21 protein-coding genes are annotated in these 17630 nt (G+C 59.7%); 12 read left to right on the top strand and 9 right to left on the bottom strand.

Annotation, left to right across the window (positions count from 1 at the left end; all coding sequences use genetic code 11):
* Positions 1-106: 106 nt before the first annotated feature.
* A complete protein-coding gene (locus tag QRN20_RS25500) occupies positions 107-772 on the bottom strand; it encodes a glutathione S-transferase family protein (RefSeq protein ID WP_096768058.1) in 666 nt (221 codons plus the stop codon).
* A gap of 195 nt (positions 773-967) precedes the next feature.
* Between QRN20_RS25500 and QRN20_RS25495 the strand changes: the two genes are divergently transcribed.
* The 3 genes from QRN20_RS25495 (at position 968) to QRN20_RS25485 (ending at position 4742) form a co-directional block, all read left to right on the top strand.
* Positions 968-1243 (top strand): hypothetical protein, encoded by a 276-nt coding sequence (locus tag QRN20_RS25495; RefSeq protein WP_004887379.1) that lies wholly within the window; start codon positions 968-970, stop codon positions 1241-1243.
* Between the two features lie 217 nt (positions 1244-1460).
* Positions 1461-1709 (top strand): TIGR02647 family protein, encoded by a 249-nt coding sequence (locus QRN20_RS25490; protein ID WP_004887382.1) that lies wholly within the window; start codon positions 1461-1463, stop codon positions 1707-1709.
* Positions 1710-1895: 186 nt separating this feature from the next.
* The gene (locus QRN20_RS25485) at positions 1896-4742 is read left to right on the top strand and encodes a class I adenylate cyclase (RefSeq protein ID WP_058430386.1); all 2847 of its coding nucleotides are present in this window, start codon (positions 1896-1898) and stop codon (positions 4740-4742) included.
* A 129-nt stretch (positions 4743-4871) separates the two neighbouring features.
* Here QRN20_RS25485 and rnk read toward each other — a convergent pair whose 3' ends face one another.
* The 3 genes from rnk to cyaY form a co-directional block, all read right to left on the bottom strand.
* Positions 4872-5279, bottom strand: a complete 408-nt coding sequence (rnk, locus tag QRN20_RS25480; protein WP_029241393.1) for a nucleoside diphosphate kinase regulator — start codon at positions 5277-5279, stop codon at positions 4872-4874.
* Between the two features lie 138 nt (positions 5280-5417).
* A complete protein-coding gene (locus QRN20_RS25475) occupies positions 5418-5669 on the bottom strand; it encodes a DUF1289 domain-containing protein (protein ID WP_371306703.1) in 252 nt (83 codons plus the stop codon).
* On the bottom strand, positions 5669-6001 hold the full coding sequence (gene cyaY / locus QRN20_RS25470; RefSeq protein WP_004887389.1) for an iron donor protein CyaY: 333 nt from the start codon (positions 5999-6001) through the stop codon (positions 5669-5671). The genes QRN20_RS25475 and cyaY overlap by 1 nt, the downstream gene beginning before the upstream one ends.
* Positions 6002-6237: 236 nt before the next feature.
* Here cyaY and lptM point away from each other — a divergent pair, with 236 nt between their 5' ends.
* From lptM to QRN20_RS25440, 6 genes are read left to right on the top strand one after another with little or no spacing between them, the layout of a single operon-like run.
* Positions 6238-6387, top strand: coding sequence for an LPS translocon maturation chaperone LptM (gene lptM / locus QRN20_RS25465; protein WP_004887391.1), 150 nt, complete (start codon positions 6238-6240; stop codon positions 6385-6387).
* Positions 6388-6396: 9 nt separating this feature from the next.
* Complete coding sequence (gene lysA / locus QRN20_RS25460) at positions 6397-7644, top strand: diaminopimelate decarboxylase (RefSeq protein WP_096768060.1); 1248 nt, start codon at positions 6397-6399, stop codon at positions 7642-7644.
* 4 nt (positions 7645-7648) lie between these two features.
* Entirely contained in the window at positions 7649-8479 is an 831-nt protein-coding gene (gene dapF / locus QRN20_RS25455) for a diaminopimelate epimerase (RefSeq protein WP_004887393.1), read from the top strand.
* Positions 8480-8492: 13 nt separating this feature from the next.
* Positions 8493-9227, top strand: a complete 735-nt coding sequence (locus QRN20_RS25450) for a DUF484 family protein (protein ID WP_029241396.1) — start codon at positions 8493-8495, stop codon at positions 9225-9227.
* 2 nt (positions 9228-9229) lie between these two features.
* A complete protein-coding gene (xerC, locus tag QRN20_RS25445) occupies positions 9230-10129 on the top strand; it encodes a tyrosine recombinase XerC (RefSeq protein WP_032652342.1) in 900 nt (299 codons plus the stop codon).
* A complete protein-coding gene (locus tag QRN20_RS25440) occupies positions 10122-10814 on the top strand; it encodes an HAD family hydrolase (RefSeq protein WP_004887399.1) in 693 nt (230 codons plus the stop codon). The genes xerC and QRN20_RS25440 overlap by 8 nt, the downstream gene beginning before the upstream one ends.
* Before the next feature lie 78 nt (positions 10815-10892).
* On the opposite strand, the gene sutA is transcribed toward QRN20_RS25440, so the two are convergent.
* The 4 genes from sutA to glnK form a co-directional block, all read right to left on the bottom strand.
* On the bottom strand, positions 10893-11222 hold the full coding sequence (sutA, locus tag QRN20_RS25435) for a dormancy-specific transcriptional regulator SutA (RefSeq protein ID WP_004887402.1): 330 nt from the start codon (positions 11220-11222) through the stop codon (positions 10893-10895).
* Between the two features lie 99 nt (positions 11223-11321).
* Positions 11322-11747 carry a secondary thiamine-phosphate synthase enzyme YjbQ gene (locus QRN20_RS25430; RefSeq protein WP_025993253.1) on the bottom strand — a complete coding sequence of 142 codons (426 nt, stop codon included), beginning with the start codon at positions 11745-11747 and terminating at the stop codon, positions 11322-11324.
* A 242-nt stretch (positions 11748-11989) separates the two neighbouring features.
* Positions 11990-13327, bottom strand: coding sequence for an ammonium transporter (locus QRN20_RS25425; protein WP_004887406.1), 1338 nt, complete (start codon positions 13325-13327; stop codon positions 11990-11992).
* Between the two features lie 34 nt (positions 13328-13361).
* On the bottom strand, positions 13362-13700 hold the full coding sequence (gene glnK / locus QRN20_RS25420; protein ID WP_002555808.1) for a P-II family nitrogen regulator: 339 nt from the start codon (positions 13698-13700) through the stop codon (positions 13362-13364).
* A gap of 419 nt (positions 13701-14119) precedes the next feature.
* On the opposite strand from glnK, the gene QRN20_RS25415 reads away from it, so the two are divergent.
* Complete coding sequence (locus tag QRN20_RS25415) at positions 14120-14386, top strand: accessory factor UbiK family protein (RefSeq protein WP_025993255.1); 267 nt, start codon at positions 14120-14122, stop codon at positions 14384-14386.
* A gap of 10 nt (positions 14387-14396) precedes the next feature.
* Here the strand turns inward: QRN20_RS25415 and QRN20_RS25410 are convergent, their stop codons facing one another.
* The gene (locus tag QRN20_RS25410; protein WP_029241400.1) at positions 14397-15338 is read right to left on the bottom strand and encodes an AraC family transcriptional regulator; all 942 of its coding nucleotides are present in this window, start codon (positions 15336-15338) and stop codon (positions 14397-14399) included.
* 366 nt (positions 15339-15704) lie between these two features.
* On the opposite strand from QRN20_RS25410, the gene QRN20_RS25405 reads away from it, so the two are divergent.
* Complete coding sequence (locus QRN20_RS25405; RefSeq protein ID WP_122418756.1) at positions 15705-16688, top strand: aldo/keto reductase; 984 nt, start codon at positions 15705-15707, stop codon at positions 16686-16688.
* Positions 16689-16988: 300 nt separating this feature from the next.
* On the top strand, positions 16989-17612 hold the full coding sequence (locus tag QRN20_RS25400; protein ID WP_122575729.1) for a hypothetical protein: 624 nt from the start codon (positions 16989-16991) through the stop codon (positions 17610-17612).
* Positions 17613-17630: the final 18 nt, after the last annotated feature.

Genomic DNA, 17630 nt, shown 5'->3' with positions numbered 1-17630 from the left:
CACGGGAGGCATGCCCACGCGGAGCGATGGGCACGATCAGTGTTGAGGCGGACTTATGTATAACGCTGAGCGCAGGAGCATAGGAACGATAAGGTTCTTACCCTGCCTACAGCCCCACCGGCCTCACCCGCGCCATGAACGTCGGCCAGTCGGCTTCTTTGTCTGCCGCCACTCTCTGCACATTCGGATTCAATGCCAGCCGCTCCAGCAAGGCTTGCGCTTTCGGCATGTCGCCCAGAAAGTCCAGATCGAACAGTCGCTCGCCTACCTGCTGGGCCAGATCGATGCTGTACAGAAAATACACATCCGCCACGCTGAATTGCTCGCCCGCTACGTAAGGCGCAAAGCGCGCACGCTGGGCCAGTGCGGCAATGCCCTTGATCAGGTCGCGACGCGCCTTGGCCTTCAGGTCCGGCGGTGTGGGCCTGCCACCGAAGATCACTTCGGCGTAGCAGACCCGCGCAGGCAACTCGATGTAGAGCTCGATTTCCTTGGCGATGGTCCAGACCTGAGCCCGCACGAAGGGGTCGGCAGGCAGTAACGGTCGGTCCGGACAGGTCTCTTCGATGTAACGCAGGATGACGTCCGTCTCGCTGATGAAGCCATCCGGCGTTCCCAGCACCGGGACCTTGCCGCGCGCACTGACGGCGAGCACTTCGGGGTTCTGGCAGCCAAACAGCGGCACTTCCTGAAACGGCAACTGCTTCTCCAGCAGCGCCAGCTTGACCATATTGAAATAATTGCTTGAGGCAAATCCGTAAAGTTTCAGCATCTCCGGCCTCCTTGACCTGACTGTCGACTGCCCAGGGCAGATGCGCCAAACCCTATAGATTTACCTTTATTAATCAATGATTTATATCAAAAATGGAATGTTACAAGACGCTTCCTACGCCTATCTTCACCTGGTCTTACGAATGCCCCCTCGGAAGAATCCGGTTAGACTGCGCGCCTTACCCGAGGAATGACCATGACCGACGCCATCGACAATGATGAAGAAGAATTCGCTGCTTCGACCTTGATCGAAGCCATCGAAAACCAGATCGAGGCCGATAATCCGCCTGCGGCCAAAGCCACGCTCAACAAGCTGACGCTGGTCGGTTATGAGCGCGACGACATTCTCGAAATGATGGCCCATGTACTGGCCATCGAGATCGACGCATTACTGGAGCAGGACCGCCCGTTCGACACAGAATGGTACGAAGCCGCCCTGCGCGCGCTGCCGGAATTGCCGCCAGAAAAATAACCGGCAGACCAGATAAAAACCCTTCAGATATATGCTGCAAAGTTTCCAGACGCTGGACTACACTGCAAAAGCCCCGCTGCCGCTAAATCCTCCGGGGCTCTCACGCCAAGCCGGCTTTAGCGGTCATCCAGAACCGACAGCGCAGCACGGACATGTCGATTCCAGAGCACACCCGCAGCCTGCGAGGTCGTACTACTACAAAAAGTCTGGAGCACCTATGTCGTATACCCCTGAGTTGGTTGCCGAACTGGAAATCCTTGCACTGTTCAACCTGGGCAATACCCAGGAAGGCCTCAAAGTCCACCACGTGGCGGCCCCGACAGCCATTGCAGCTGCTAAAAGACTCTTTGAAAAAGGACTGACGACCCAGGTCGATGGCGGTTATCTCACCAGCCTGGGCCTTGAAGCTGCCGAGCACGCCCAATCGTTGCTGACCATTCTGAACGTATCCCGAGAAGCGGCCTGAGTGCCCTGAGGGCTTGCGCGCAAAAACTGCGCGACAAGCCCTTTATTTATTGCGGTCACGGTCGATATAGAAAATTGGCGCCAGAATAACAACCCGACCGAACCTGCATTCTTTCGGCTGCAAACCTTCTTCGCCATCTTGCTCAGTTAATCCACGCCTGCCACAGGCCAGATGCCTTGAGTTGCGATGACGCGTAATCTTGAAATTCGCCCCGACCTGGATGAGGGGATCGACCGCAAGGTCCTCAGCCAGTTGCGTAACCGCTTCCTGACTCTCAATGACGGGCGGTACGCCCGTGCCATGGAAGGAATGTCGACCCGCCAGCAGACCGTGCTGACCCTGCTGCCGCTGTTCTTTCATGTGAACCATCCGTTGTTGCCGGGATACGTCTCCAGCAGCACGCCTGCCGGTGTCTCTCATTACGAGCCCGATGCACTGGCGCTGGCCGAAGCGCAGCGGCTCACACGTTCGTTCTCCTACAAGGTCCGTCACGGCAATCCGCCGCAGCCGATTCATGGCCTGTTTCTGATGGGCAGTCTCGGCACCCTGGCTCAGGCCGAACAGAGCGACATGGATGTGTGGGTCTGTCATGACAGCGCGCTTGAAGAAGAAGCCATCGCCGAGCTGCGCAAGAAATGTCAGGCACTCGAAGCCTGGGCAGCGACCATGGGCGCGGAAGCTCATTTCTTTCTGATTGATCCGCAGCGTTTCAAGGTTGGGGATCGCGACACGCAACTCAGCTCCGACGATTGCGGCACGACCCAGCACTACCTGTTGCTGGACGAGTTCTATCGCACCGCCATCTGGCTCGCCGGGCGCACACCGATGTGGTGGCTGGTGCCTGTCTATGAAGAGCAGGGTTACGAGGACTACACCCACACCTTGCTGTCCAAGCGATTCATCCGCGCAGACGAGGTCATCGACCTTGGCCCGATGGCGCAGATCCCGCCTGCGGAGTTCGTCGGTGCGGGCCTGTGGCAGTTGTTCAAAGGCATCGAATCTCCCTACAAGTCGGTGCTCAAGCTGTTGCTGATCGAGGTGTACTCCAGCGAGCATCCCGCCGTTCAGTGCCTGAGCCTGCGCTTCAAGCAGGCCGTGTTCGCCAATCAACTGGACCTGGACGAACTCGACCCTTACATGGTCGTGTATCGCCGTATCGAAGAGCACCTGCTGGCGCGCAAGGAAACCGAGCGCCTGGAGCTGGTCCGGCGCAGTCTGTACCTGAAGGTCAACAAGAAACTCACAGGTCCCGCCCGACAGCGCAGCAACAGCTGGCAGCGGCAATTGATGGAGCGCCTGACCCGCGAATGGGGCTGGGATGACCGTCAACTGGCGCTGCTCGACAGCCGCAGCCAGTGGAAGGTACGTCAGGTGGCGCATGAACGCCGCGCGCTGGTCAACGAGTTGAATTACAGTTACCGCTTCCAGACTCAGTTCGCCCGCCTGCAGAGCACCGCAGAAGCGCTGGATGCACGCGACCTGACGATTCTGGGCCGCCGCCTGTACGCCGCTTTCGAGCGCAAGGCCGGCAAGGTCGAGTTCATCAATCCGGGGATTGCGCCGGACCTGGCCGAGGACACGCTGACGCTGGTGCACTCGCCCGACAAACGCGAACCCGGCAAACACCAATGGGCGCTGTACAACGGCAACCTCGGCATTCACGAACTGGCCAACTTCTCGCCGATCAAGCGCAGCCGCGAACTGCTTGAGCTGCTGGCGTGGTGTCACCGCAACAACGTGATCGACACCTCCACCCGCCTGGCGCTGCACCCCGGCACCAGTGATCTGAGCGAATTCGAGCTGTTCAACCTGCTCGGTGCCCTGCAGCAGACCATTGAGCTGCCGCTGCCCGATGTCAGCGATGAAGCACTCCTGCAGCCAAGCGAACCCAGGGAAATACTGCTGCTGGTCAATGTCGGTGTCGATCCGCTCAGGCATCACCGCGACCTGAACATTCTCATGACGACCGAGCGCACTGACTCACTCAGTTACGCAGGCGTACGCGAAAACCTGGTACTGACCCTGGATCAGATCACGCTCAATACCTGGAATGAAACGCTGGTCAGCCGTTACGACGGTCCGCACGCGTTGCTCGACTGTCTGAGCGAGTTGCTTGGCAGCCTGCCGCAAGGCGCGAGTCAGCCGAAGATTCATGTGCGCTGCTTCTGCCACAACCGCGCCCCGGCCATTGCGCAGCGCGTCGAGGAACTGGTCAGCACTGCACGCCTGCTGCTCGCCCGGCAGCTCAATCACCGCTACCTGATTCAGGTGCAGCAGCAATATCACGTACTGGAAATGGTGCCGGGCCGGGTTGGTCATGTGGTGGTCAACAGTCTGCCAGGGCTGTTCAAGTACCTGGGCGAAGAACTGCCGCGTTATAGCCCGCTGCATCTGGACCCGCATGCGCTGGACGAGCATGACCTGGCGCTGATCCTGCCGTTCGGGCAGCCGGAGTGCATTCAGGTGTTTTACCGGATCAACGAGGCAGAAGCGGACCTGTATGTGCTGGACGAGCACAATTCACTCTGGCACCAGCGCCTGCCTTATCACGATGAACAAAGCCTGCTGATGCCGCTGCAGCGTTTCTTCCACTCGCTGGTTTACCGCCGGGGCGCGTCGTTGCCACTGGACGATCCCAGCGAGCCGGTCATGCTCGAAACGCTCTATTACCAGGTCATGCCGTCCGGCAACTCCCGTGCCCGCCGCATTGAACCGCGTCCAGCCCCGACTGCGGCGGACAAGCCGTTTTACGACGTGCAGGCGATCATTGAAGAAACCTCGCCGGGGCAGATCAACGTCACGCTGTACTGCGACAACCGCGAGTTTTCCGAGCTGGAATATGGCGATCAGCTGTACGAGGCGGTGGCCATGCAGATTCTGGGCAAGCGCCTGGAACCCAAACGCTACCGCTGCTACATCACCGACCTGGACTTGTCGGGCCTGCTGGATGACGGGCACGGCCAGAGCATCCTGTTCCTGCGCCACAAGGCGGAACTGGAAAAGCTGCTCAACGAGGCGATGGATGAGGCGTGAGGCGAAGGCTATCGAGTCCGGTCGCTCATCACGTTCTGCGTAAGCCGACCCAATGGGACGCGGAGCGTCCCGGGCTGCATGCCAACGCGGAGCATTGGCACGATCAGATAACAGACCGTGGGAGGCGGCTTACTGATACTCGCCTGCCGCTTCCGGCTGGTACTCGACCGCAAGCAGGGTCAGTTTCAGGGTCTTGCCGCCCGGCGCGGGCCAGTCGATGTGCTGGCCGACCTGCAGGCCGAGCAATGCAGAACCCATCGGGGCCAGCACTGAAACCGTGCCTTCGACGCCTGCATCCTTCGGATAGACCAGCGTGAGGTGATAGTCTTTGCCGCTGCTCTCTTCGCGGCAGTGCACGCGGGAATTCATGGTCACCACGCCTTCCGGCACTTCATCGTGACCGACCACCTGCTCGGCTCGGTCCAGCTCGGCCTGTAGCGCCTGAATGCCCGGCATGGAATCGTCCTGACTGTCGATCAGGTTTTCAAGACGCTGTACGTCGAGCCGGGTGAGGATGAGTGAAGGGGCAGTGTTCATGATCTGGGCAGACTCCTTTTTCCACGCGTTATAAAAGCAAAACCCCGCCGGGCTGGGCGGGGTTTTGGTGGGCCTCTCTTCAAGAGAAGCAGGTTCTGACACTAACACAGCCTAATAAATACACAAGCCGACGAGTCGTCAGCCCGCAGCATGGCCCGACTCGGCGTGCGCGCGGCGCTGATCGGCCTGATGACGGATCTGACGGCGGCGGTCATCATCGGCCGAGCGCCATTCGCGGATGTCTTCGACATGGCGAAAGCATCCCAGGCAGACCTTTTGCTCATCCAGCCGACAGGTACTGATGCAGGGCGATGGCACAGCCGGGCTGACATTGCTGAACAATGGCTTGGGCGGCCTGACGGCGGCAGGCTGAGGATTCTGGCTCACGATCAGATCTCGTCGAAGTCCAGCTCGGTGCCGGCCTGTTCAAGCGTCATACGGGCCAGCATCTCGCTCAGCAGCTCATCGCTGGTGTCGCAGACCCAGCGGCTCTCGACTTCGTCGTAATCGAAGTGGAAACCGCCGGAGCGCGCTGCCAGCCAGAGCTGACGCAGCGGTTCCTGGCGACTGAAGATCAGCTGGGAGCCGTTTTCGAACTTGACGGTCAACACACCGGCCGAGTTTTCAAGGTCCACGTCCAGACCACTCTCATCGAACACATCTTCCAGATTTTGCTGGGTGGCATCGACCAGATCATGGAAGCGGGCTTCGGTCAAACTCATTGCGGGAACCTCGAAAGTGTCTACTGAAAGCGCAGTGGGGCAAGATACGGACGCCACCCGCCAAATGCAAAGCATACCCGTCATTGACAGCAGCCTGACGCAATAATCCGGCGTAACCGGCCATTGCCCGCACAATCGCGTCCAAACCCCGCCGGACGGGAGGAGCATCACATAGGCAAGCCGCCGGGTGGTGGGTATACTCGGGCGCAATTAATGCTTTTACAAAGGATTTCGCCATGAAGCGCCTGATCTCTTCGCTTGCTGCGCTCGTCGCGGTGGCTTGTCTTGTTACGGCCTGCGGTCAAAAAGGCCCGCTGTACCTGCCGGATGACACCAAGTCTCCCGATGAACAAGCCAAGTCGCACTCGTCGCACAAGCATCTTTAAGGGAATCCCATGGACGCCTTCAACTACCGCGACGGTGAGCTGTTCGCGGAAGGTGTAGCTTTGTCTGCCATTGCCGAACGCTTCGGCACGCCGACCTATGTCTACTCCCGCGCTCACATCGAAGCGCAGTATCGCGCCTATACCGACGCTCTGGACGGCATGCCGCATCTGGTCTGCTTTGCGGTCAAGGCCAACTCCAACCTGGGCGTGCTCAATGTTCTGGCCCGCCTCGGCGCAGGCTTCGACATCGTCTCGCGTGGCGAACTGGAGCGTGTTCTGGCGGCAGGCGGCAAGGCCGAGAAAATCGTGTTTTCCGGCGTTGGCAAGTCCCGTGAAGACATGCGTCGCGCGCTGGAAGTCGGCGTCCACTGTTTCAACGTCGAGTCCACCGACGAGCTCGAGCGTCTGCAGAGCGTTGCGGCCGAGCTCAATGTCCGTGCGCCGATTTCCCTGCGCGTTAACCCGGATGTCGATGCGGGCACTCACCCGTATATTTCCACCGGCCTCAAGGAAAACAAGTTCGGCATAGCCATTGCAGACGCTGAAGACGTTTACGTACGCGCCTCGCAGTTGCCGAACCTTGAAGTGATCGGCGTCGATTGCCACATCGGCTCACAGCTGACCACGCTCGAGCCTTTCATCGACGCACTGGATCGCCTGCTGGATCTGGTTGATCGCCTGGGCGACTGCGGCATTCATTTGCACCATATCGATCTGGGTGGCGGCGTGGGCGTTCGCTATCGCGATGAAGAGCCACCGCTGGTGGCGGATTACATCAAGGCCGTGCGCGAACGTCTGGCCGGTCGTGATCTGGGCCTGATGTTCGAGCCGGGGCGCTTCATTGTTGCCAACGCAGGCGTGCTGCTGACCCGCGTCGAATACCTCAAGCACACCGAGCACAAGGACTTCGCAATCGTCGATGCGGCCATGAACGACCTGATTCGTCCGGCGCTGTATCAGGCCTGGATGGACGTCACGGCTGTGCGCCCGCGCGACGGCGCCGCACGCCCGTATGACATCGTCGGACCCATCTGCGAAACCGGTGACTTCCTGGCCAAGGGCCGCGAGCTGGTGCTGGCCGAAGCTGATCTGCTGGCCGTACATTCGGCAGGCGCGTATGGTTTCGTCATGAGTTCGAACTACAACACGCGTGGTCGTGCCGCTGAAGTACTGGTGGACGACACACAAGCCTTTGAAGTGCGTCGTCGCGAAACCGTGGCTGAGCTGTTCGCTGGCGAAAGCCTGCTGCCGGAGTAAACCCATGCTGCTGCGTTTTACCAAAATGCACGGGCTGGGTAACGACTTCATGGTCCTGGACCTGGTGAGTCAGCACGCGCATATTCTGCCCAAGCACGCCAAACAGTGGGGCGACAGGCACACCGGTGTCGGTTTCGATCAACTGCTGCTGGTCGAAGCGCCGAATAACCCGGATGTGGACTTTCGCTACCGCATTTTCAATTCCGACGGTTCGGAAGTCGAGCAATGCGGCAACGGTGCGCGCTGCTTCGCCCGCTTCGTGCTCGACAAGCGTCTGACGGCCAAAAAGCAGATCCGCGTCGAGACGAAAAGCGGCATCATCGAACTGGATATCCGCAGCGACGGCCAGATCAGCGTCAACATGGGTCCGCCACGCCTGATCCCGGATGAAATTCCGTTTCAGGCACCAGCCCAGGCCACGAGCTATACCCTCGATGTAGACGGACAGAGCGTTGAGCTCGCCGCCGTTTCGATGGGCAATCCGCATGCGGTACTGCGGGTGGATGACATCAACAACGCCCCGGTTCACGAGCTGGGCCCGAAGATCGAGCATCACCCGCGCTTTCCGGCACGGGTCAATGTCGGGTTCCTGCACATTGTGGATCGTCAGCGCGCGCAGTTGCGTGTCTGGGAGCGCGGTGCCGGGGAAACACAGGCGTGCGGTACCGGCGCTTGCGCAGCGGCAGTGGCCGCCATCACCCAGGGCTGGATGATGTCGCCATTGCTGATCGACTTGCCCGGCGGGCGGCTGTCCATTGAATGGGCAGGCCCGGGGCATCCTGTGATGATGACTGGCCCGGCCGTCAGGGTTTACGAAGGCCAGGTTCGTCTTTGAGTGAGCATATGTGATGACCGATCAGCCTCCGGCTTCAACCGGCACCCCCAGCGAATCGCCTGCCGATAGCGCAGCGCCAAACCTTGAAGCAGAGGCGGTCATCGCCTTTCTGCTGCAGCATCCGGACTTCTTCGCCGAGCACGACGAGCTGTTGGTGTCGATGCGCATTCCGCACCAGCGTGGCGACACGGTTTCGCTGGTCGAGCGCCAGCTCAAGCTGCTGCGCGAGCGCAACATCGAGATGCGCCATCGCCTTTCGCAACTGATGGACGTGGCCCGGGACAACGACCGGCTGTTCGAGAAAACCCGTCGCCTGAATCTGGCGTTGATGGATGCCACCAGCCTGGATGAGATCGTCATCGCCGTGGAAGACAGCCTGCGTCAGGACTTTCAGGTGCCCTACGTCAGCCTGATCCTGTTCAGCGACACCCCCATGCAGGTCGGACGCTGGGTCAGCAGCGCAGAAGCGCAGAAGACCATCGGCGGGCTGATCGGCGACAAGGTCGTGTGTGGCGCTCTGCGTGAGCATGAGCTGGCGTTTCTGTTCGGAGCAGAGCAAGGCAAGGAAGTCGGTTCGACCGCCATTGCAAGCCTGAATCACCTCGGCCTGCATGGCGTGCTGGCCATTGGTAGCCGCGACCCGCAGCATTACAAAAGCTCGGTCGGCACCCTTTTCCTCAGCTACATCGCCGACGTGCTGAGCCGCCTGCTGCCACGCTTTGCACACTCGCTGCGTTCGGTCCGCTAGCCATGGAACAGCATCTGGACGCCTACTGCATGCACCTGCGCAGTGAGCGGCAGGTGTCGCCCCACACGCTGGAAGCCTACCGGCGCGATCTGGACAAGGTGCTGGCGTTCTGCAAGAAAAACCAGTTGCCCAGCTGGACCGCGCTGGACATTCAGCACCTGCGCAGCTTCACGGCCCGCCAGCATCAGCAGGGCCAGTCCTCACGCAGCCTCGCACGCATGCTTTCCGCCGTGCGTGGTTTCTACAAGTACCTGAACCGCGAAGGCGTGTGCCAGCACGATCCGGCAAACGGCCTGTCGCCACCCAAGGGCGAGCGCCGCCTGCCCAAGACGCTGGACACCGACCGAACCTCGCAGCTGCTGGACGGCGCGGTCGAAGATGACTTTCTGGCCCGTCGCGATCAGGCCATTCTGGAACTGCTGTATTCCTCGGGCCTGCGCCTGTCCGAACTGACCGGCCTGAATCTGGATCAGCTGGACCTTCGCGACGGTCTGGTGCAGGTACTGGGCAAGGGCAGCAAGACTCGCGTACTGCCTGTTGGCAGCAAGGCCCGTCAGGCGCTGGAAGCCTGGCTGCCGCTGCGTGCGCTGGCCAATCCGCAGGACGACGCCGTGTTCATCAGCCACAGGGGCACACGTCTGGGGCCTCGTGCAGTGCAAAGCCGGGTCAAGGCCTTCGGCGAGCGTGAGCTGGGGCAGAACCTGCATCCGCACATGTTGCGCCACTCTTTCGCCAGCCACCTGCTTGAATCCTCACAGGACCTGCGTGCCGTGCAAGAGCTGCTGGGCCATGCCGACATCAAAACCACGCAGATATATACCCACCTGGACTTCCAGCACTTGGCTACTGTTTATGACAGCGCTCACCCTCGCGCCAAACGCAAAGGATCTGTAGATGATTAAGCTGGTGACGTTCGACCTCGACGACACACTGTGGGACTGCGCGCCTGCCATTGCTGGCGCCGAAGTGTTATTGCGCGACTGGCTGGCCGAACACGCGCCCAGGCTTGGCTCTGTGCCGGTGGAGCATCTGTGGGAAATCCGCTCGCGACTCGTTGAGGCCGATCCGTCGTTCAAGCACAGGATCAGCGCCCTGCGTCGCCGGGTGCTTTTCCATGCACTGGAAGACGCCGGTTATGAAGAGGACGAGGCACAGGATCTGGCCGACCAGAGCTTCGAGGTTTTCCTGAAAGGGCGTCATCAGGTACAGATATTCCCGGACGTGCAGCCGACCCTGGAAATCCTCGCCAAAACCTTCACGCTCGGCGTGATCACCAACGGCAATGCCGATGTGCGCCGACTGGGTCTGGCAGATTACTTTTCCTTTGCGCTGTGCGCAGAAGACCTGGGCATCGGCAAACCGGATCCGGCGCCATTCCTGGAGGCTCTGAGACGCGGCAATGTGGACGCCAGTGCCGCCGTGCATGTCGGCGATCATCCGAGTGACGACATCGCCGGCGCTCAGCGCGCAGGCATGCGGGCGATCTGGTACAACCCGCAAGGCAAGGTCTGGGATGCCGATCGGCTGCCGGACGCGGAAATTCACAACCTGTCGCAATTGCCCGAAGTGCTGGCCCGCTGGGCCTGAAGTCAGGCACCTCTCAAAACGCAGCCAAGAAAAAGCCCGCAGCGACGGCGGGCTTGTTCTCATACGACATCTGCTGCCTTAGATAGGGCGGCTGCCGTATTTATTGTCAGGCTTCTTGGGCGGATCGGCGACCACGTTGGCCTCCACTTCCTGCACCTTGCCACCACGCGCCAGGAATTCTTCCATGGCACGGGCAAGAGCATCACGCTCCTTGTTCTTGGCTTCTACGCTGGGCAGCTCGTCGACCGAAACTGCAGCCTTGGCCTTGCCTTTGGCAGCCGGTGCCGAAGGCTCGGCATCATCCACCTCGGCAACGTCGTCTTCGGGAGCAGCGGCAAGCTCCTCGCCGTCGTCCTCGCCTTCCAGGTCGTCTACCAGATCGTCGTTGTCGTTGTCGTCGTCGCTCATGTTGTACCTCATGACTTGCGAAAGCAGATTAGTTATAGCCCAGCAGCCCCAAGAGTCTAAGGCTGTCGGAAAAAATTCAATAACCACTGACCCCAGCGGTTATATCCATTCACCCTGAAGAGTGGCCAGGACGTTACGAGAACCACCAGCATCTCGATGTTCGCCCAGGTAAACGCCTTGCCAGGTGCCCAGCGCCAGTCGCCCCGCCGTAACCGGCAACAGCAACTGGCAGCCCAGCAGACTGGACTTGAAGTGCGCGGGCAAGTCATCAGGCCCTTCATCGTTATGTTCATGTCCGGCCACGCCCTGGGGCACCAGCCGGTTGAAAAAACGTTCGAAGTCACGACGTACTGCCGGATCGGCATTCTCGTTGACGGTCAACGAGGCCGAGGTATGTTGCAGCCACAAGTGCAGCAGACCGACTCGACAATCCCGCAGCTGAGGCAAGCCTGCCAGTATCTCGTCAGTGACCAGATGGAACCCGCGAGGCCTGGCCCGCAAGGTAATTCCGGATTGATGCCACATACCGTTCTCCGCACCTTCGGCGCGCATTCTAACTCGCCTGAGAAAAAAGCAAAGCGCGCAATAAACCGGCTTCCCTGCACGTTAACGAAGACTGTCGTGACAACGTTACAAGCGCTGCGTCATGTTGCCGAAATCATTGACGCGGGCACATCAATGACAGCAGAAATCCGCGGTTTATCCGCAAACGTCAGACAAAAAAATGCCCGGCAAAACCGGGCATTCTTTTTTCAGCGCAGCGGCTTTTACAAGTTGTAGCCACGCTCGTTATGTTGTGCAAGGTCCAGACCGACAGACTCTTCCTCTTCGGTGACACGCAGACCCATGACCGCGTCCAGCACCTTGAGGATGATGAAGGTCACGATGGCCGTGTAAACGACCGTGAACGCGACGCCTTTGAACTGAATCCAGACCTGAGCGCCGATGTCGGTCACAGTGCCGAAGCCGCCCAGTGCAGGCGCTGCGAAGACGCCGGTCAGGATCGCGCCGACGATACCGCCGATACCGTGCACGCCGAATGCGTCCAGGGAGTCGTCGTAGCCCAGCTTGCGTTTCAGGCTGGTGGCGCAGAAGAAGCAGATCACGCCTGCTGCCAGACCGATGATCAGAGCACCCATCGGGCCGACGGTACCGGCTGCTGGCGTAATAGCCACCAGACCTGCAACCACACCCGAGGCGATGCCCAGAGCGCTTGGCTTGCCGTGGGTCAGCCACTCGGCGAACATCCAGCCCAGTGCAGCAGCGGCGGTCGCGATCTGAGTGACCAGCATGGCCATGCCAGCAGTGCCGTTGGCGGCTGCAGCAGAACCTGCGTTGAAACCGAACCAGCCTACCCACAGCATCGCGGCACCGATCAGTGTGTAACCCAGGTTGTGCGGAGCCATCGGGGTTGTCGGGAAGCCTTTACGCTTGCCCAGTACCAGACAGGCGACCAGACCGGCTACACCGGCGTTGATATGCACAACGGTGCCGCCAGCGAAGTCCAGAACGCCCCAGTCCCACATCAGGCCACCGACGCCGCCCCAAACCATGTGGGCGATTGGCGCGTATACCAGGGTGAACCAGATACCCATGAAGATCAGCATCGCGGAGAACTTCATGCGTTCTGCGAAGGCGCCGACGATCAGGGCAGGAGTGATGATTGCAAAGGTCATCTGGAAGGTGACGAACACCGCCTCAGGGAACAATGCCGCAGCGCCGGTAATGCTCGATGGCGTGATGCCCGCCAGGAACGCTTTACCCATGCCGCCGAAGAAGGAGTTGAAGTTGACGACGCCAGCTTCCATACCGGTGGTGTCAAACGCGATGCTGTAGCCGTAAACGACCCACAGGATGCTGATCAGGCCGGTGATGGCAAAACACTGCATCATCACGGACAGGATGTTTTTCGAGCGAACCATGCCGCCGTAAAACAGGGCGAGGCCGGGAATGGTCATGAACAGGACCAGCGCGGTGGCCGTCAACATCCAGGCTGTGTCGCCGGAATTGAGCACGGGCTCAGCCACTGGATCAGCCGCCAGGGCCAGACCAGGTACTGCAAGGGACAACAGGGCTCCTAGCCCTGCGAATTGACGCAGAGTCATATTGTTTTCTCCTGGGGCGTTGGGGTTTGGCGGCTTAAATTGCGTCGGTATCGGTTTCGCCGGTACGGATGCGGATGGCCTGTTCCAGATTGACCACGAAAATCTTGCCGTCACCGATCTTGCCGGTGTTGGCGGCCTTGGTTATGGCCTCGATGACGCGATCCAGATCCTTGTCATCGATGGCAACATCGATCTTCACTTTTGGAAGGAAGTCGACAACGTATTCAGCACCGCGGTACAGCTCAGTGTGACCCTTCTGACGCCCGAAGCCTTTGACTTCAGTGACGGTGATGCCCTGCACGCCGATTTCCGACAACGACTCGCGGACGTCATCCAGTTTGAACGGCTTGATGATGGCAGTGACTAGCTTCATGAAAACTTTCTCCCGAATTGGTGGACTTGCCCCAGGAAAACAAACCCGACTCAAGTCTAAGCGCAGTGTCTGGCTTTGTAACGCGTCGGTCGCCTGATCAGGCCAGACCAACGCCAGAAAACCGCTTCTGACGAAACACTTCCCCGCTCCGCCTGCCGCACTGCATTCGTCACAGCGACTGCATCAGTGCATGGGTCACAAGCCACTAAGCAGAAAGCTTGCCATCTCGTGAATATTCATCAAATACAGGTCGTTGGGCCGCATTAAGGCCGCCAAGGCCCGGCACAGCCAATAAGAACGCACAAAGCTGGTGCATACGTGCACGCACGCCTGCTCCATAAGCGCGCACTGCCGCCCCTGTGAAATGACTATAGGCACTGCGTGCTACACTGCCGTGCATCTGATTCAGGAAAACCATCATGCTCGCGCCCAAAGCTTTCCTCGACGCCCTCAGCGGCCATGCCTCGCGCCTTTTCAACGGCGAAACCCCCGTGCCCCGCAGCGAATTCGAAACCCAGTTCAAGACCCTGCTGCAAAGCGGCTTCAGCAAACTGGATCTGGTCAGCCGCGAAGAGTTCGACAGCCAGATGGCCGTCCTCGCCCGCACCCGCGCCCGCCTGGAAGCGCTGGAGGCCAAAATGGCCGAGCTTGAAGAGAAAATGGGGCCGGGTGAGAAGGCTGAGTGACTCATCAGCCTCAGACAGGTGCTGGCTGATCGCCAAACTGCCGCGCCTGCCTTATATCGCGTGAGGGCGGCGCCCCGAAACGCCGGGCGTACTCGCGACTGAACTGCGAAACACTTTCATAGCCGACCCGCAACCCTGCCGTATTCGCGTCAAGCCGCTCGGTTAGCATCAGACTGCGGGCGGCATGCAGGCGCAGCGTCTTCTGATACTGCAACGGGCTGGTACCGGTGAGCTGCCGAAAATTGTGGTGCAGGGTCGAACTGGCCATACCTGCCATCCCGGCAAGCTCGGCAATTCGCAATGGCTCGGCGTAGTTTCGCTTGAGCCAGTCGATGGCTCGCACAATACCTCGCGAACGATACCCTTCTCTGACGATCCAGCGCAGCCAGTAGCCTGCATCGCTGAGCAGCAGCCGAAGACAGACTTCTCGCTTGACCAGATCCGCCATGAGTGCAATTTCCTGCGGCCTATCCAGCAAGGCGACAAGGCGACCGAACACATCGATCAGCTCGTCCGTTGCTTCTCCCGCAGCGTAACAACGGGTCGGAATAGTGCTGTCGACTTCCGGCACGCTTTGAACGATGTCGTGGAGCAACGCCATATCGAGCTTCAAGACGATCGAGAGATAGGGACGCTCGGCGCTGGCGCGTATCACCTTGGCCGTGGTGGGAATATCAATGGATGTCACGAAAAAGCTGCCCGGCTCGGACACCACTTCCTCGGTCCCGAAAACCGTGTGCTTGGTGCCCTGAACGATCAACGCCACACAGGGTTCGTAGACGCAATAATCCGGCAGCCCCGGCGCGTCCATTCGGTAGAAAGTCAGCCCCTTGATCACGCTGGGACAGACTTCTTTACCCGTGGTTATCACAGTCAGCCGCTCAGTGAGTCGCCTCAGCCCCTCGCCTTTCCGATCAAGACCGGATGCAGAAAACGTCAAGGATGGATTCATGAAGACGACTCTGCGAAGAGGAAAGTCGCAGTGTGCGCAGAACACGCCATCCGCTCAAGTGCCCCGGCAGGATTGTGCAAAAAGACAGTCGGATTGTGATCACGTTGCCCAAAAGCTCTCGTCTATCTTGAGGTTCCTGGTTGTTCCCAAAGACCCTCAAGCAAGGAGCCTGCAATGGATCGACGCGACTTTCTCAGGCTTTCGGCGAGCAGTGCGCTGGCAGCGACAATCCTGCCGATGACTGCCAGTGCCCAGACATTGAGCAGTGCACCACCATCCGGCGAACGCGGCAGCGTAATGCCGACCAAGGGGAAAGTGACGCGTTCTACCCTTCCAATAAACCCGTCTCAGCATAATCTTCGCTACATGACACCTTACCGCCTCGGCATGGGCGGCACGCAGATCGGCAATATCTTCGCCCCCATCAGCGATGAACAGGCCGCAGCCGTTTTGCAGTCTGCCTGGGATTCGGGGGTGCGCCTGTTTGATACATCACCTTTCTACGGCTTCGGTCTTAGCGAATATCGTCTTGGACGTTTCCTGCACAACCGAAACCCCGACGATTACGTGATCTCCACCAAAGTCGGGCGCGTGCTCAAGGCTGCAGGGAAGCCGGTTGGCGATAGTTCGATCTGGACCTCTCCGGCGCCTTTTGAGTACCGCTATGACTACACCGCCGAAGGCGCAAGACGCTCGGTAGAGGACAGCCTGCAACGGCTCGGACTCGCACGGCTGGATGTGGTTTACATTCATGACCTGTCGCCAGACAACACCGAACTGCAAGGCGGCTGGGAAGCGGCCTACGAGATTGCTCGCACCGGCGCCATACGCGAGCTGGAGAAGATGCGCGACGAGGGCCTGATCAAAGCGTGGGGCTTTGGCATCAACCGCCCCGATGCCGCCGTCCGCGCTGTGGAAAGCGACGATCCGACGCCGGACATCGTCCTGCTGGCGTGCCAGTACTCAATCATCGATCACGATCAGGCGCTCGAACGAACGCTGCCCGCCCTGGCAAAAAAAGGCACCAGCGTAGTGGTTGGCACACCGCTCAATGACGGTTTCCTCGGCGGCGGCAAGCGCTTCAACTTCTCACCTGATTTGCCACGCTTTGCCGTCGAACGCCGCGCCAAACTCGCAGCCATCGCTGCACGTCATGGTATCGACATGCGCACCGCCGCCCTGCAGTTTGCTGCCGCCCACCCACTGGTTTCAGCCATTATTCCCGGCTCCCGCGTACCGGGACAAATCGCCAGCAATGCCCAGTCCATGAAAGTGGCTATCCCAGGCGACTTCTGGGCAGAGGCCAAGCGTGAACGGCTGATCGCTGAACACGCCCCGGTTCCGGCCTGACGGGCTGGAACTTCGGGACACATCAGAAAAGAGCACCCGGGCATCAACTGCCGAGGTGCGCTTTTTCATCAATCTCACGAGAAAACCGTTTCGGTGCTCAGAAAATTCGCATCGTGACTTGGGATGAGCTGTTTCATCTGCCATACGAGGGATTACACTCGCCTGTCTTTCAAGGGCTGGTCTAGGGCTTTGGACTGTTTAACAAGTCTCGACACCCAGGACGCCTTTGAAGTCGAGATTCGATGAGCCTCCAAATCCATCGAAGGAACGGAATCCCCCTCACTGGCACCGGAAGTAAATATGACACCTCGACTTTTCACCTGCCGATGGCTGATCGCGGGAGCGCTCTCGCTATGCATTGGCACACCCGCTCTCGCCGAAGGCCTGACGCTCCGCTCCGGCAAGTACGAGCAACTGTTGCTCGCTGTCACGCCCGAAGGACAGATCGAGGGGTTTTATGCCGAAGAACGCGGAACAGGCACTACGTTCAGTTGCGCGTTCTACTTGCAAGGCAAGGTCGAGTCAGGAAAAGCCAGCCCGGTATCCTCCTGGCTCGATGAGGTTTATCCGGGAACCGTGGAGCCGTCCATCGATGGTGTGGTTCTGACCATCGAACAAGGCCAGCAACATCCTGGCTGCATGAACGTGCTGATGCCGGACATTTCGACAGGACTGGACCTGAGCCGGACCGCGAGCAAAAAGTGGATCGGACTGGTGACCGTTGCCGTCGACAAGGCCTGGCTGCAGAAAACCCCGGACGCCAGGTCCACTCGTGGCGCTTACATCGTGAAGGGTGATGTGGTTGGGGTGCTGGCGTTCAAGGATGGCGCGGCGAAGGTTGAGTTTTTCGATGGCGACAACCGTTCGTTTATGGGGTGGATTGGTCAGGATCAGTATGCTCGGGTGAAGATACCTGGAGGTTGAAGTCTTTAGGCGAAACCA

The organism is Pseudomonas sp. fls2-241-TYG-175 (assembly GCF_030209155.1).
Classification (GTDB): Bacteria; Pseudomonadota; Gammaproteobacteria; order Pseudomonadales; family Pseudomonadaceae; genus Aquipseudomonas; species Aquipseudomonas viridiflava.
Note: the sequence above shows the minus strand (reverse complement) of the source record. Positions and strands in the feature narration are given on the sequence as shown.

Excerpts from the sequence above, each read along its gene's own strand:
- QRN20_RS25500 (WP_096768058.1), bottom strand. The coding sequence starts at position 772 with ATGCTGAAACTTTACGGATTTGCCTCAAGCAATTATTTCAATATGGTC.
- QRN20_RS25495 (WP_004887379.1), top strand. The coding sequence starts at position 968 with ATGACCGACGCCATCGACAATGATGAAGAAGAATTCGCTGCTTCGACC.
- QRN20_RS25490 (WP_004887382.1), top strand. The coding sequence starts at position 1,461 with ATGTCGTATACCCCTGAGTTGGTTGCCGAACTGGAAATCCTTGCACTG.
- QRN20_RS25485 (WP_058430386.1), top strand. The coding sequence starts at position 1,896 with ATGACGCGTAATCTTGAAATTCGCCCCGACCTGGATGAGGGGATCGAC.
- rnk (WP_029241393.1), bottom strand. The coding sequence starts at position 5,279 with ATGAACACTGCCCCTTCACTCATCCTCACCCGGCTCGACGTACAGCGT.
- cyaY (WP_004887389.1), bottom strand. The coding sequence starts at position 6,001 with ATGAGTTTGACCGAAGCCCGCTTCCATGATCTGGTCGATGCCACCCAG.
- lptM (WP_004887391.1), top strand. The coding sequence starts at position 6,238 with ATGAAGCGCCTGATCTCTTCGCTTGCTGCGCTCGTCGCGGTGGCTTGT.
- lysA (WP_096768060.1), top strand. The coding sequence starts at position 6,397 with ATGGACGCCTTCAACTACCGCGACGGTGAGCTGTTCGCGGAAGGTGTA.
- dapF (WP_004887393.1), top strand. The coding sequence starts at position 7,649 with ATGCTGCTGCGTTTTACCAAAATGCACGGGCTGGGTAACGACTTCATG.
- QRN20_RS25450 (WP_029241396.1), top strand. The coding sequence starts at position 8,493 with ATGACCGATCAGCCTCCGGCTTCAACCGGCACCCCCAGCGAATCGCCT.
- xerC (WP_032652342.1), top strand. The coding sequence starts at position 9,230 with ATGGAACAGCATCTGGACGCCTACTGCATGCACCTGCGCAGTGAGCGG.
- QRN20_RS25440 (WP_004887399.1), top strand. The coding sequence starts at position 10,122 with ATGATTAAGCTGGTGACGTTCGACCTCGACGACACACTGTGGGACTGC.
- sutA (WP_004887402.1), bottom strand. The coding sequence starts at position 11,222 with ATGAGCGACGACGACAACGACAACGACGATCTGGTAGACGACCTGGAA.
- QRN20_RS25430 (WP_025993253.1), bottom strand. The coding sequence starts at position 11,747 with ATGTGGCATCAATCCGGAATTACCTTGCGGGCCAGGCCTCGCGGGTTC.
- QRN20_RS25425 (WP_004887406.1), bottom strand. The coding sequence starts at position 13,327 with ATGACTCTGCGTCAATTCGCAGGGCTAGGAGCCCTGTTGTCCCTTGCA.
- glnK (WP_002555808.1), bottom strand. The coding sequence starts at position 13,700 with ATGAAGCTAGTCACTGCCATCATCAAGCCGTTCAAACTGGATGACGTC.
- QRN20_RS25415 (WP_025993255.1), top strand. The coding sequence starts at position 14,120 with ATGCTCGCGCCCAAAGCTTTCCTCGACGCCCTCAGCGGCCATGCCTCG.
- QRN20_RS25410 (WP_029241400.1), bottom strand. The coding sequence starts at position 15,338 with ATGAATCCATCCTTGACGTTTTCTGCATCCGGTCTTGATCGGAAAGGC.
- QRN20_RS25405 (WP_122418756.1), top strand. The coding sequence starts at position 15,705 with ATGACACCTTACCGCCTCGGCATGGGCGGCACGCAGATCGGCAATATC.
- QRN20_RS25400 (WP_122575729.1), top strand. The coding sequence starts at position 16,989 with ATGACACCTCGACTTTTCACCTGCCGATGGCTGATCGCGGGAGCGCTC.